The sequence below is a fragment of the Pseudomonas sp. GW821-FHT01D09 genome (assembly GCF_059422465.1).
On sequence record NZ_JBWKWY010000003.1, the window covers coordinates 82080 to 95254 of the forward strand.

The window sequence follows — 13175 nt, forward strand, 5'->3', positions numbered from 1 at the left end:
ATTATTACCGTCGCTTACGTGCCAACCCCGGTTTTTGCTCAATTATTGAGCAGGCGGCACGTAGCCGTCGGCCTTGGCGTAATCCTCGCCGGAAAAGTACTTGTCCATCTCGCCCTGCAGATATTTGCGGTCTTCGGCGTTCATCATGTTCAGGCGTTTTTCGTTGATCAGCAGGGTCTGGTGCTTCTGCCAGTCGGCCCAGGCCTTGGCGGAAACGTGGTCGAAAATGTCCTGGCCCTTGGCGCCCGGGAATGGGGCGCGTTCCAGGGCGGGCAGTTCTTCGTGGTACTTGCGGCAGATGATGGTGCGGGTCATGACGAAACTCCTGCGTTCAATACGTCGGCCGCGCGCTTCAACAGTTTTTTCACCGGGGCGGCAAGGCCCAGGCGCGGCGGGGTGGCGAGGTTATACCAGAGCCAGTCGGCCTCGGCCACGTGATGGGCCGATTCCTCGACCTGCACCAGCCAGGGTTCGATCGCCAGCTGGAAGTGGCTGAAGGTGTGCACCAGCCCCGGCAGTTCCTGGTGTTTGCCCAGCGCCAGCGAGTGCTGGTTGGCCAGGTGTTCCAGGTCGTCCAGGTCGTCCAGCTCCGGCAGGCTCCACAGCCCGCCCCACAGGCCCGTGGAGGGGCGCCGGTAAAGCAGGATCGCGCCCTCCTGGTTGGCCAGCAAGGGCATCAGCGTGCGCTTTTGCGGGATGGACTTGCGTGGTTTGGGGATCGGGTAGCGGGTTTCCAGGCCCAGCATGTGCGCCTCGCAGCCCTTCTCCAGGGGGCACAGCAGGCAACTGGGCTTGCTGCGGGTGCAGAGGGTGGCGCCCATGTCCATCATGGCCTGGGTGTAGGCATTGACGCGGGTCTGCGGGGTAAAGCGCTCGGCGGTGGCCCACAGCTGCTTGGCCACCTTGGGCTCGCCCGGATAGCCTTCCTGGGCGGTGAAGCGTGCCAGCACGCGCTTGACGTTACCGTCGAGGATCGGCGCGCGCAGGCCCATGCTCAGGCTGGCGATGGCGCCGGCGGTGGACAGGCCGATGCCCGGCAGTTCGGTGAGTTTCTCGACGTCGCGCGGGAATTCGCCACCGTATTGGGCAACCACGATCTTGGCGGTCTTCTGCAGGTTGCGCGCCCGGGTGTAGTAGCCCAGCCCGGTCCACAAGTGCAGCACTTCATCTTCCGGCGCGGCCGCCAGGGCCTCGACCGTTGGCAGCGAGGCCATGAAGCGGTCGAAGTAGTTGAGCACGGTGCTGACCTGGGTCTGTTGCAGCATGATTTCCGAGACCCACACCCGATACGGGGTGATGCCCTGTTGCCAGGGCAGGTCATGGCGACCGTGGCGGTCGTACCAGTCCAATACGGCCGCTGAAAATTGTTCGTTTTTCATCGGTTGAACAAACCTTTGAGGGCGTCTTTGAGCTTGGGGTTGACCTTGTCGAGCTTCTCTTCAATTTTCTCGCTGAGCTTGTTGCCCGCCATCTTGGCGGCCACCTGGCCCAGGCCGTCCTTGTCCAGGCGGCAGGCCTTGGCGCCCAGTTCCAGCGGGCCACGGCAGCGCAGCGGCACTTCGATGCCCTGGAAGTTCGAGCCGACCTGGCAGGCCGGGTCCGGCATGTCGCGCTTGTCGCCTTCGACGATGATGCCCACGCGGTAGTCCATGCCCAGCACGCGCAGGTCCACGTCGCCATTGCCGTTGACGGTCAGGCCGGGGATGCGCACTTTCAGGTCCGGGTTGCTGGCCACGCCGTTGCGCAAGGTCAGGTTGCCCTTGAGTTCCTGGAACGGTGTGTCCTTGCTGCGTGGCGTGGTGGCGAGCGTCTTGCGGTTGAGCAGGGCAATGCCGGTGCACAGCTGTTGCTCAAGGTTGGCATTGAGCAGCACGCCATTGTTGATGACGAAGCTGGCGGTGCCGTTGAGGCTGTCGACCAGGGCTTTCTGGCTGTTGCCGCGCCCGGTCAGGTTGCTGTCGAGGGTGATTTGGCCCTTGACCGGCGGGGTCTGCCCCTGGGCCTGCAGGATGCGTTCGACCGGCACTTGCTTGATTTTGGTCTGCAACGCCAGCACCGGCACATCTTCGCGGGCGTCGAGGCTGCCGCTGGCCTGGAACGTGCCGTTGTAGAGGCCGCCGCTCAAGGTGTCGAGCTTGAGCTGGCCACCCTGGCCGGAGGCCTTGAGGGCTGCATTCTCGATAGGCAACTGGCTCAGGGTCAGTTGGCCGAAGGACAGGTCGGCAATCACGTCCAGGCTGCGCAGGCGCGCCAGGGGCAGCAGTTTGTCGGTGCTCCAGGCGCCTTGGGTCGGCGCATCCGGCAACGGCGTGGTGCCACCGGCGGCCATGGCCCCGGCTTCGCTGCTCTGCACTTGGGCCTGGCGCGCGACGGCGGCGCTGTTGGCGGCCTCGGACTTGGCGGGCAGGTAGTGGTCGGCATTGAACGTGTCGGCCTTCAACTGCACGCGCAGGGCTTGCTTGGCAAAGTCTTCCACCGCCAGGCGCCCGGTAAAGGTGCTGCCATCGAGTTTCAGGTTGAGGTCTTCCAGGGCCAGGCTCGACGGCGTGCCTTGCAGACGGCTGACCAGTTCGACCTTGCCCAGGCTCCCTGGGGCCATGGCCGGCAGGGGCTGGCCGACGCTGTCGAGGAACTTGGCCAGGTCGAACTGGGCAATCGACAGGGCGCCGCTGATCTGCGGGGTTTTATCCAGGTCGTTGACCTTCAGTTCGCCCAATGCCCGCAGTTGGTTGAGCGAGAGCTTGAGGCCGGTCCACTCGGCAATGTTCGCCGACAGGTCCACCAGCAACTGGCCCTGGGTGGCAAAGGTCACGGTCTTGCCTTGCAGTGGCTCGCCAGTGGCTTCGCCGGAGAATTTCATGTCTTCAAACTGGTAGCGCTTGAGGGCGCGGTCAAAACGCAGCTCGCCGTTGAGCTCGCTCTTGACCCGCATCACCGGCTGGTTGCTGCCGAAAAATGCGGTGAGCTTGACCGGAATGCTCGCGCCTTCATGCACGGCGCCGGTGCTCAGTTGGATGCTTTCGGCGCTGAATTGCTTGCCGGTCTGCTCGTCGTTGTACTCGATACGGGCGTTGTTGACCGTCAGGCTGTCGATATCCAGGCGGATCGGCTGGGCCGGCTTCTCTGGCGCTGGCGCCGTGGTTGGCGCGCTCGTCGCGGGTGCCTCGGGGGTGCCGGTGGCCGCAACGGGCGGTGCCTTGCCGATATCTTCCCAGTTGCCGTGGCCTTGCTTGTCACGGCTCAGGCGCAGGTTCAGGCCTTCGACGCGTACATCGCTCATCTGCACCTCGCGGCGCAGCAGCGGCAGCACGCGCACCGACAGGCCGAGCATCTGCAGGTCGGCAAACGGTTGGGCAGGGTTGCTCAGGGTGGCCACGCTGGCTTCATGCAGCTCCAGGCCCAGCCAGGGGAACAGGCTCCAGCCGATATCGCCATTGAGCGTCAGCTCGATGTGGGCCTTGTCGCGGGCAATCTGGCGAATCTCTTCTTTGTAGTCGTTGGGATCGAAGAGGTGGGTCAGGGCAAAGCCCAGAGCCACAATGATCAGCAACAGCCCGAGGAGTACCAGACCCAGGATTTTGCCGAACGCTTTCATGGGCGAGTCCTTGTATGTCGATTTTAAAATTTAGCCGCAGAGTATAACGCCGCCAGGCCCATGGCTGTTTACGCATCGTTACATAGTGTCAAACAAAACAGATGAGCCGAAAAAGGTAGTGTCAGTTTGGTTTTTCTCGCCGCGCCAAGTGCTAATCTTTGCGCGTTCGCCCGCCTTCTGCGACGAAACGTCGCGCCTACAGGGAGCTTTAACTCAACAAAACGGCCACGCATTGCGTGCAAAGGCCGAGGAGGAGAGCGCCTGGCGAACACAGACTAATAACTGGGGGAAACACCAATGAACACTAGCACTGCGGCGGGCATCTCTGCTGCGCAGCCTGCGTTCCTGTCCAAGGAGCGCATCATCGCCAAGCCCGGGTTCAACCGCTGGCTGGTTCCGCCGGCCGCCTTGGCCATCCACTTGTGCATCGGCATGGCCTACGGCTTTTCGGTGTTCTGGCTGCCACTGTCCAAGGCGCTGGGTGTCACCGCGCCGGTGGCCTGTGCACCGGACATGAGCTTTATCGCCCAGGTCTTCTCGTCGTCCTGCGACTGGCCGATCTCCATGCTGGGCTGGATCTACACCCTGTTCTTCATCTTCCTGGGCTGCTCGGCGGCGATCTGGGGCGGCTGGCTGGAACATGCCGGGCCGCGCAAGGCCGGTGTGGTCTCGGCCCTGTGCTGGTGTGGTGGCCTGCTGATTTCGGCGTTGGGGATTTATACCCACCAGATCTGGCTGATGTGGCTCGGCTCCGGGGTCATCGGCGGTATCGGCCTGGGCCTGGGTTATATTTCGCCGGTCTCGACCCTGATCAAATGGTTCCCGGACAAGCGCGGCATGGCCACCGGCATGGCGATCATGGGCTTTGGCGGTGGTGCGATGGTCGGCGCGCCCCTGGCGGCGGCGCTGATGGGCCACTTTGCCTCGCCGGCCGGCGTGGGGGTGTGGCAGAGCTTTTTGGTGATGGCCGCGATCTACTTCGTGTTCATGATCGGCGGTGCCTTGTCCTACCGCGTGCCGCCGACCGGCTGGAAGCCTGAGGGCTGGACCGCACCGGCGAAAAAAGCCAGCAACGCGATGATCACCCACCGTCACGTCCACGTGAACGTGGCCTGGAAAACCCCGCAATTTCGCCTGGTGTGGCTGGTGCTGTGTCTGAACGTGTCGGCCGGTATCGGCATCCTGGGCATGGCGTCGCCATTGTTGCAGGAAGTGTTTGGCGGCAAATTGCTGGGCGTGGATGTGCCATTTGGCCAACTGGATGCCGGGCAACTGGCCTCCATCGCGGCCATTGCGGCGGGTTTCACCGGGTTGTTGAGCCTGTTCAACATTGGTGGGCGGTTCTTCTGGGCCTCGTTTTCCGACTACCTGGGCCGCAAGAACACCTATTTCGTGTTCTTCGCCCTGGGTTTTGCCCTGTATGCGCTGATCCCGAACCTCGGCCACCTGGGCAACGTCTCGCTGTTCGTGGCGGCGTTCTGCATCATCCTGTCGATGTACGGCGGTGGCTTCGCGACTGTGCCGGCCTACCTGGCGGACCTGTTCGGTACGCAAATGGTCGGCGCGATCCACGGTCGCCTGCTCACCGCATGGGCGGCAGCCGGCGTACTGGGCCCGGTGCTGGTGAACTACCTGCGCGAGTATCAGTTGAGCATCGGCGTCGACCGCGCCGCGGCCTATGACATCACCTTGTATATCCTCGCCGGCCTGCTGGTGCTGGGCTTTATCTGCAACCTGCTGGTGCGCCCGGTGGCCGATAAGTACTTCATGACCGACGCGGAACTGGCGGCCGAACAGGCCCTGGGCCATGACAAGGGCGCCGATGCCAGCACTTCCCTGGAGTGGAAAGCCGCGTCCGGCACCGTGCCATTGGCCATTGCCGCCTGGCTGGTGGTGGGGATTCCGCTGGCGTGGGGTGTGTGGGTGACGTTGCAGAAGACGGCAGTGTTGTTCCACTAACACCGCATGACCCATGTGGGCCCGGTTCCTGTGGGAGCCGGGCTTGCCCGCGATAGAATCACCTCGGTGTGTCTGTAGTACTTCGGCGTCTGCATCGCAGGCAAGCCAGCTCCCACACTTGAATTGATCGTTCCCACGCTCTGCGTGGGAACGATCTTTGCGGTTGTATGGACATGTCTATGCCCGACAGGCCGTCAGTCTTATCCCCTTCGATGTTTCTGTTTAGCGCCCGCAGCCCCTATAATGGCCACCTTTTTCGCCCAATGATTTTGCGGAGCTGGTGATGGCCGAACGTAAGGCGTCCGTCGAGCGCGACACTCTGGAAACCCAGATCAAAGCCTCGATCAACCTGGATGGCACCGGAAAGGCCCGATTTGATATCGGTGTTCCTTTTCTTGAGCACATGCTGGATCAAATCGCCCGTCATGGGCTGATCGACCTGGATATCGTCAGCAAGGGTGACCTGCATATCGACGACCACCATACCGTGGAGGATGTCGGTATCACCCTCGGCCAGGCGTTTGCCAAGGCCATCGGCGACAAAAAAGGCATCCGCCGTTATGGCCATGCCTATGTCCCGCTGGACGAGGCGCTATCGCGTGTAGTCATCGACTTCTCCGGCCGCCCAGGCCTGCAGATGCATGTGCCGTACACTCGTGCCACCGTGGGCGGCTTTGACGTGGACCTGTTCCAGGAATTCTTCCAGGGCTTCGTCAACCACGCCCTGGTCAGCCTGCACATCGACAACCTGCGTGGCACCAACACCCACCACCAGATCGAAACCGTGTTCAAGGCTTTCGGCCGCGCCCTGCGCATGGCCGTGGAACTGGATGACCGCATGGCCGGGCAAATGCCTTCGACCAAGGGCGTTCTGTAATGCAGACGGTCGCGGTTATCGATTACGGCATGGGCAACCTGCATTCGGTGGCCAAGGCCCTCGAACACGTAGGCGCCGGCAAGGTGCTGATCACCAGCGACGCACAGGTGATCCGCGAAGCCGACCGGGTGGTGTTTCCCGGTGTGGGCGCGATTCGCGACTGCATGGCTGAAATCCGCTGCCTGGGCTTTGACAGCCTGGTGCGCGAAGTCAGCCAGGACCGGCCGTTCCTCGGAATCTGCGTGGGCATGCAAGCCTTGCTCGACCGCAGTGAAGAAAACGGCGGCGTCGACTGCATCGGCCTGTTCCCGGGGGAGGTGAAGTTCTTCGGCAAGGACCTGCACGAAGACGGCGCACACCTGAAAGTCCCGCACATGGGCTGGAACGAAGTGCGCCGCACCGTCGACCACCCGCTGTGGCACGACATCCCGGACATGGCGCGTTTCTACTTCGTGCACAGCTACTACATTGCCGCCGGTAACCCGCGCCAGGTGGTGGGTGGCGGGCACTATGGCGTCGACTTTGCCGCAGCGCTGGCCGAAGGTTCGCGCTTTGCCGTGCAGTTCCACCCGGAGAAGAGCCATACCCATGGCTTGCAGTTGCTGCAGAACTTCGCCAGTTGGGACGGGCGCTGGTAATGGCCAAGAAGATCAAGCCGCCGATCCTCAATCTCACTCCCCAGCAGGAGAGTGAGGCGACCGACAAGGTCAAGCGCTTCATGGAAGACCGCTTCGAGCTCAAGCTCGGGTCGTTCGAGGTGGCTGAGATCCTCGAACTGTTCACCACTGAAATTGCTCCGCACTATTACAACAGGGCGATTTTCGATGTGCAGACGCACCTTAAAGAAAGGTTCGAGAGCATCGAAAGCGACTTGTGGGCGCTCGAAAAACCCTGATTTTCCGAGCAATGCTGAATATCGAATAAGGTTTGCCAGATGCTGATTATCCCCGCTATCGATCTCAAGGACGGCGCTTGCGTACGTCTGCGCCAGGGCCGCATGGAAGATTCCACAGTGTTTTCCGATGACCCGGTGAGCATGGCTGCCAAGTGGGTGGAGGGCGGCTGCCGTCGCCTGCATCTGGTGGACTTGAACGGCGCCTTTGAAGGCCAGCCGGTCAATGGCGAAGTGGTCACCGCCATCGCCAAGCGCTACCCGAACCTGCCGATCCAGATCGGCGGCGGTATCCGTTCCCTGGAAACCATCGAGCACTACGTCAAGGCGGGCGTGAGCTACGTGATCATCGGCACCAAGGCCGTGAAAGACCCGGCTTTTGTCGCCGAGGCCTGCCGCGCGTTCCCGGGCAAGGTCATCGTGGGCCTGGACGCCAAGGATGGTTTTGTCGCCACCGATGGCTGGGCGCAAATCAGCACCGTGCAGGTGATCGACCTGGCCAAGCAGTTCGAGGCCGACGGCGTGTCCGCCATCGTTTATACCGATATCGCCAAAGACGGCATGATGCAGGGCTGCAACGTACCCTTCACCGCTGCGCTGGCGGCCGCCACCAAAATCCCGGTGATCGCTTCCGGCGGTATCCACAACCTGGGCGATATCAAATCGCTGCTGGACGCCAAGGCGCCGGGGATCATCGGCGCCATTACCGGCCGCGCGATCTACGAAGGCACCCTGGACGTTGCGCAAGCCCAGGCTTACTGCGATGCCTACAACGGCTGAGGACTGACCATGGCGCTGGCCAAACGCATCATCCCTTGCCTGGACGTCGACAACGGTCGGGTGGTCAAGGGCGTCAAGTTCGAGAACATCCGTGATGCCGGCGACCCGGTAGAAATTGCCCGTCGCTACGACGAGCAGGGTGCCGACGAGATTACCTTTCTCGACATCACCGCCAGCGTCGACGGCCGCGATACCACGCTGCATACCGTGGAGCGCATGGCCAGCCAGGTGTTTATCCCGCTGACCGTGGGCGGTGGCGTGCGCACCGTGCAAGACATCCGCAACCTGCTCAATGCCGGTGCAGACAAGGTCTCGATCAACACCGCGGCGGTGTTCAACCCGGAGTTTGTCGGCGAAGCGGCGCAGCACTTCGGTTCGCAATGCATCGTGGTGGCCATCGACGCCAAGAAAGTCTCAGGGCCCGGGGAAACCCCGCGCTGGGAGATCTTCACCCATGGCGGGCGCAAGCCTACCGGCCTGGATGCGGTGGAGTGGGCGATGAAGATGGAAGGCCTGGGCGCCGGTGAGATCCTGCTGACCAGCATGGACCAGGACGGCATGAAAAACGGCTTCGACCTGGGGGTGACCCGCGCTATCAGCGATGCGTTGGGTATTCCGGTGATTGCGTCCGGTGGCGTGGGCAACCTGCAACACCTGGCCGACGGCGTTATCGAAGGCCACGCCAGCGCGGTGTTGGCCGCGAGTATTTTCCACTTTGGCGAATACACCGTTCCCGAGGCCAAGGCCTACATGGCTGCACGCGGCATCGTCGTACGCTAAACGCCACTGGACACCATGGCAGGCTCGCGGCACTCTTGGGCCTGCCATGGATTCCGGTAACCCTACATGCTCAAAGACCTGCTGCTTGCCCTCGCCAGTTCTTCCATTCTGTTGGCGGGCTCGGCCAACGCCGCCGAGCCTTCCGGCACCTCCCTGGTGCTGCTGACGGAAAACTTTCCGCCCTACAACATGGCGAAAAACGGCAAGAACTTCGCCAGGGACGAGAACATCGAAGGCATCGCCGTGGACATCGTGCGCGAGACCTTCAAGCAGGCCGGCATTTCCTACAACCTCACGCTGCGCTTCCCCTGGGAGCGGATCTATAAACTCGCCCTGGAAAAGCCAGGCTATGGTGTGTTCGTCATGGCGCGGCTGCCGGAGCGCGAAGCCCTGTTCAAATGGGTCGGCCCCATCGGCCCGGATGACTGGGTGCTACTGGCCAAGGCCGACAGCAAGATCCAACTGACTGACCTTGAGCAAGCCCGTAGCTACAAGATCGGTGCCTATAAAGGCGATGCCATTGCCCAGACCCTGGAAAAACGCGGTCTCAAGCCGACCATCGTGCTGCGTGACCAGGACAATGCGCAAAAGCTCATGGACGGGCAGATCGACCTCTGGGCCACTGGCGACCCTGCCGGGCGCTATCTGGCGCGCCAGGTGGGGGTTTCCGGGCTCAAGACGGTGCTGCGTTTCAACAGCGCGCAGTTGTATCTGGCGCTGAACACGGAGGTGTCGGATGAGGTCGTGGCCAAGTTGCAGGCTGCGCTTGATCAGCTACGCCAGGACGGCGTTGTGGACCAGATCATGGCGCGCTACCTGTAGGTTTCAGCGGTAAACCCCATCCTTGCCGTGCCCAGCCATGGCCCGGTTGCTGCGCACACTGATCATCAGCTTGAGATCAATCCACTCGACGCCCTGGGCCTTGAGCTTGGGCAGCTCGCGCTCCAACACCGCCAGGGTCTGTGGGTAAGGGTGGCCGATCATCACCGCCGAACCCTGTTTGTGCGCCAGCTTTATCGCGGTCTGCAGCTGCGTGGTGATGGCTGCTTCGGTACGTTCATCATCGAGGAACACATCCCGTGAGACATGGGCCAGGTTGATTTTCTGTGCCTCGGCGGCGGCCACGGTCTTGGCGCTGGTGCGGCTGTCGACGAAGAATTTGTGCCGACGCTGCAACTCGCCCATCAACCACGCCATGGCGCCAGGCTCGGCGGTCATGCGGCTGCCCATATGGTTGTTGACCCCGGCGGTGTAGGGCACGGCCTTGAACGCCGCATCCAGGCGCTTGCCCAGTTCTTCGACAGGCAGCTCGGGGTGCCAGGCGAATGGGCCGGTGGCCGGATCCATAGGCATGTGCAGGATCACGATCTTGCCGGCGCGGTGGGCCTCGCGGGCGAATTCGGCGGCGTGGGGCGTGTCGGGCATGATCGCTGCTGTCACTGGGCCGGGCAGGGCCAGCACACGACGATCCCGGGGCAGGTTTTGCCCAAGGTCGTCGATGATCAGGGTCAGGTAGGCTTTGTGAGGCTTATCGGCAGGGGTCGCTTGGGCGACCCCTGCCAGGCTGCACAGCACCGCGATGATCAGGGCAAAACGCATATCAACGATTGCGCGTAATGCTCAAGCCCTTGAGCAGGCTCAACGCCTGGGCCAGCTGGTAATCGTCGTCCTGCGGCATCGGCTTGGCTTTCGGGCCGCTGCCGGTCGGCTGGTCGGCGCCGCCGTTGCCATTGCCCAGGTGACCTTGCAGGTCGGCTTCCTTGAAGTACTCGTTGTCGCTCTCGTTGGTGATCTTGGCCCGGCGTACCTCGATATCCGGCACGATGCCCTGGGCCTGGATCGAACGACCATTAGGCGTGTAGTACAGCGCCGTGGTGATCTTCAGCGCGCGCTCGTTGTTCAGCGGCAGCACGGTTTGCACCGAGCCTTTGCCGAAGCTGGTGGTGCCCATCAGTACCCCGCGTTTCTGGTCTTGCAGGGCGCCGGCGACGATTTCCGAGGCCGAGGCGCTGCCGCCGTTGATCAGCACGGCCAGCGGCACGTTTTCGCTGAGGTCGTGGCCGGTGGCCGAGAAGCGCAGTTCGGAGTTGGCGATGCGGCCCTTGGTGTAGACAATCAAGCCCTTGGTGATGAAGTGGTCGACCACTTCCACCGCCGATTGCAGCACGCCGCCGGGGTTGTTGCGCAGGTCCAGGACGATGCCGTTGAGCTTCTTGCCGTTGTCCTTGCGCAGCTTGGCCAGGGCCTTGGCCACTTCGTCGCCGGTCTTGACCTGGAACTGGGTGATGCGGATATAGCCGTAGCCCGACTCCAGCAACTGGCTCTTCACACTCTTGACCACGATGGTGGCGCGGGTCAGGGTCACGTCAAACGGGCTGCCGCCGTCGCGCACCAGGGTCAGGGTGATTTTCTGGCCGACCTTGCCGCGCATCTTGTCGACGGCTTCGGTCATGGTCTGGCCACGGGTCGGCTGGCCGTTGATCTTGACGATCAGGTCGCCGGCCTGGATGCCGGCCTTGGACGCCGGGGTGTCGTCGATTGGCGACACCACCTTGATGATGCCGTCCTCGGCACCGACCTCAATGCCCAGGCCGCCGAATTCGCCGCTGGTGCTTTCCTGCAACTCGGCGAAATCTTCCGGGCCCAGGTAGGCAGAGTGCGGGTCGAGGTTGCTGAGCATGCCTTTGATGGCGTTTTCCAGCAGGGTCTTGTCGTCCACAGGTTCGACATAGGCTGCCTTGATCCGGTCCATGACCTCGGCGAAGGTGCGCAATTCGTCCAGGGGCAGCGGTGCCTTGGTGGTCGCGGCCGTGGCTGATGGCGCGGTCTGGTCGGCGAATGCCAAAGGCGCGCCGATCACCAGGGCGATCGTCAGGGCCAGCGAAGTGAGGCGGGACAAATGCAGCATGTCGAACGAACTCCTAATGTAGGTGCGGCCTATCCTTGGGCGCGACACCATTGTGCAGGGTCGCTCGGGCGGCCCTGCTGACGAATAGCGAAGTACAGCGCCGGGGTGTCCTGGCCACCACTGTTACCGACAGTGGAGATGGATTCACCGGCTTTTACAACATCACCTGCGGCCTTGAGCAACGTTTGATTGTGGCCGTAAAGGCTCAAATAGCCATTACCGTGGTCAAGAATCACCAATAAACCGGCGCCGCGCAGCCAATCGGCAAACACCACGCGCCCGCCGTGCACGGCATGCACCTGGCTGCCCGCAGAGGCGCTGATCATCACGCCGTCCCACTTGGTACGGGTGTCATCACCACGGGTTTCACCAAAGCGTGCCAGTAGTCGACCATTAACTGGCCATGGAAGTTTGCCGCGGGCAGTAGCAAAAGGCCCGCCAAACGACTCGCCGGCGCTGGAAACCAGGGGGCCAGGTGCTGCACGCGCCGGTTTACGCGGGGCGTCGCTGGCGAGCGCCTCGGCTTCACGCTGGCGCTTTTTTTCTGCTTCCTGCTGGGCGATCAGCGCTTTTTGCCGCGCCTGCTCCGCCTCGCGGGCCTGGCGCGCCAGGGTTTCCTCGATGGTTTTCAACACTTTGGCCAGATCGGCCTGGTCCTGTTGCCGCGCCTGCAACTTGGCATCACGGGCTTTTACGTCGCTGTTGAGCTTGGCCAGGGCCTGCTGACGCTCCTTGCGTACCTTGTCCAGTTCGTCGCGCTGGGTGTCCAGGCTGCTTTTTTGGGCCAGCAGTTGGCTTTGCTGGTCGGCGATTTCCTGCTCGACGTTGGCCAACTGGCGCAGGGTCTCGTTGAAACTCTTGAGCTGCTCCAGCCGCGCGGTGCTCAGGTAGTCGTAGTAGGTCAGGGTGCGGGCGAATTTTTCCGGGTTCTGCTGGTTGAGCAGCAGCTTGAGGTATTCCTGGCGGCCGTTCTGGTAGGCGGCACGGGCCTGGATCGCGATCAGGCGTTGCTGTTCAACGCGCGCGCTCTGGAGTTTTTTTTTCTCACCGTCGAGTCGCTCCAGTTCCGACTCGCTCTTCTTTAGTTCTTTTTGCAGCTCCTGGACCTGCTTCTCCAGCTTGCCCATTTCGGTTTCCGTGCCGCGCAGGTCTTTCTGCACCCCGGATTTTTCTTCCTGGAGCTTGCCGAGCAGTTTCTTCAGCTCGGTAATGTCCTGACGCGTAGCGTCCAACTGTTGTTGGGTTTGCGCACGCTCGTCGGCCAGGGCCGGTTGGAGCACGCAGACAAGAGCAAGGGTAATCAAGGCGCGAAGCATAGAGGCGGGCGACACCAGGGAAAGGGACGGCCTAGTATGCCCGCCCCACGCTGCAAAAAAAACGCCCA

The 13175-nt window shown here is 62.4% G+C and carries 13 protein-coding genes; 7 read left to right on the forward strand and 6 right to left on the reverse strand.

All coding sequences use genetic code 11. From position 1 onward, the window contains the following. Positions 1-42: 42 nt before the first annotated feature. Genes AC07W7_RS04815 through AC07W7_RS04825 form a run of 3 tightly spaced genes read right to left on the reverse strand, consistent with a single transcriptional unit; the run spans position 43 to position 3595 of the window. Positions 43-315: an oxidative damage protection protein gene (locus AC07W7_RS04815; protein WP_038445278.1), complete on the reverse strand. Its 273-nt coding sequence runs from the start codon at positions 313-315 to the stop codon at positions 43-45. Next, the gene (gene mutY / locus AC07W7_RS04820; RefSeq protein ID WP_076961647.1) at positions 312-1379 is read right to left on the reverse strand and encodes an A/G-specific adenine glycosylase; all 1068 of its coding nucleotides are present in this window, start codon (positions 1377-1379) and stop codon (positions 312-314) included. Before mutY ends, AC07W7_RS04815 begins: the two co-directional genes overlap by 4 nt. Continuing rightward, the gene (locus AC07W7_RS04825; RefSeq protein WP_495038850.1) at positions 1376-3595 is read right to left on the reverse strand and encodes an AsmA family protein; all 2220 of its coding nucleotides are present in this window, start codon (positions 3593-3595) and stop codon (positions 1376-1378) included. The genes mutY and AC07W7_RS04825 overlap by 4 nt, the downstream gene beginning before the upstream one ends. Before the next feature lie 297 nt (positions 3596-3892). On the opposite strand from AC07W7_RS04825, the gene AC07W7_RS04830 reads away from it, so the two are divergent. The 7 genes from AC07W7_RS04830 to AC07W7_RS04860 all read left to right on the forward strand — a co-directional run bounded on the left by AC07W7_RS04830 (position 3893) and on the right by AC07W7_RS04860 (position 9705). Continuing rightward, positions 3893-5554, forward strand: a complete 1662-nt coding sequence (locus AC07W7_RS04830; RefSeq protein ID WP_495038851.1) for an OFA family MFS transporter — start codon at positions 3893-3895, stop codon at positions 5552-5554. 283 nt (positions 5555-5837) lie between these two features. Beyond that, positions 5838-6431 carry an imidazoleglycerol-phosphate dehydratase HisB gene (gene hisB / locus AC07W7_RS04835; RefSeq protein WP_003218037.1) on the forward strand — a complete coding sequence of 198 codons (594 nt, stop codon included), beginning with the start codon at positions 5838-5840 and terminating at the stop codon, positions 6429-6431. Beyond that, on the forward strand, positions 6431-7069 hold the full coding sequence (gene hisH, locus AC07W7_RS04840; RefSeq protein ID WP_076961650.1) for an imidazole glycerol phosphate synthase subunit HisH: 639 nt from the start codon (positions 6431-6433) through the stop codon (positions 7067-7069). Before hisB ends, hisH begins: the two co-directional genes overlap by 1 nt. After that, positions 7069-7326 (forward strand): DUF2164 domain-containing protein, encoded by a 258-nt coding sequence (locus AC07W7_RS04845; protein WP_076961651.1) that lies wholly within the window; start codon positions 7069-7071, stop codon positions 7324-7326. The genes hisH and AC07W7_RS04845 overlap by 1 nt, the downstream gene beginning before the upstream one ends. A gap of 39 nt (positions 7327-7365) precedes the next feature. Continuing rightward, positions 7366-8103 carry a 1-(5-phosphoribosyl)-5-[(5-phosphoribosylamino)methylideneamino]imidazole-4-carboxamide isomerase gene (gene hisA / locus AC07W7_RS04850; RefSeq protein WP_076961652.1) on the forward strand — a complete coding sequence of 246 codons (738 nt, stop codon included), beginning with the start codon at positions 7366-7368 and terminating at the stop codon, positions 8101-8103. A gap of 9 nt (positions 8104-8112) precedes the next feature. After that, positions 8113-8883 carry an imidazole glycerol phosphate synthase subunit HisF gene (gene hisF / locus AC07W7_RS04855; RefSeq protein ID WP_003171107.1) on the forward strand — a complete coding sequence of 257 codons (771 nt, stop codon included), beginning with the start codon at positions 8113-8115 and terminating at the stop codon, positions 8881-8883. Between the two features lie 66 nt (positions 8884-8949). Then, a complete protein-coding gene (locus AC07W7_RS04860; RefSeq protein WP_495038852.1) occupies positions 8950-9705 on the forward strand; it encodes a substrate-binding periplasmic protein in 756 nt (251 codons plus the stop codon). A 3-nt stretch (positions 9706-9708) separates the two neighbouring features. Here the strand turns inward: AC07W7_RS04860 and AC07W7_RS04865 are convergent, their stop codons facing one another. Genes AC07W7_RS04865 through AC07W7_RS04875 form a run of 3 tightly spaced genes read right to left on the reverse strand, consistent with a single transcriptional unit; the run spans position 9709 to position 13107 of the window. Further along, the gene (locus AC07W7_RS04865) at positions 9709-10482 is read right to left on the reverse strand and encodes a divergent polysaccharide deacetylase family protein (RefSeq protein ID WP_169863942.1); all 774 of its coding nucleotides are present in this window, start codon (positions 10480-10482) and stop codon (positions 9709-9711) included. A 1-nt stretch (position 10483) separates the two neighbouring features. Continuing rightward, entirely contained in the window at positions 10484-11791 is a 1308-nt protein-coding gene (locus AC07W7_RS04870) for a S41 family peptidase (protein WP_099169249.1), read from the reverse strand. Between the two features lie 29 nt (positions 11792-11820). Next, entirely contained in the window at positions 11821-13107 is a 1287-nt protein-coding gene (locus tag AC07W7_RS04875) for a murein hydrolase activator EnvC family protein (RefSeq protein WP_076961656.1), read from the reverse strand. Positions 13108-13175: the final 68 nt, after the last annotated feature.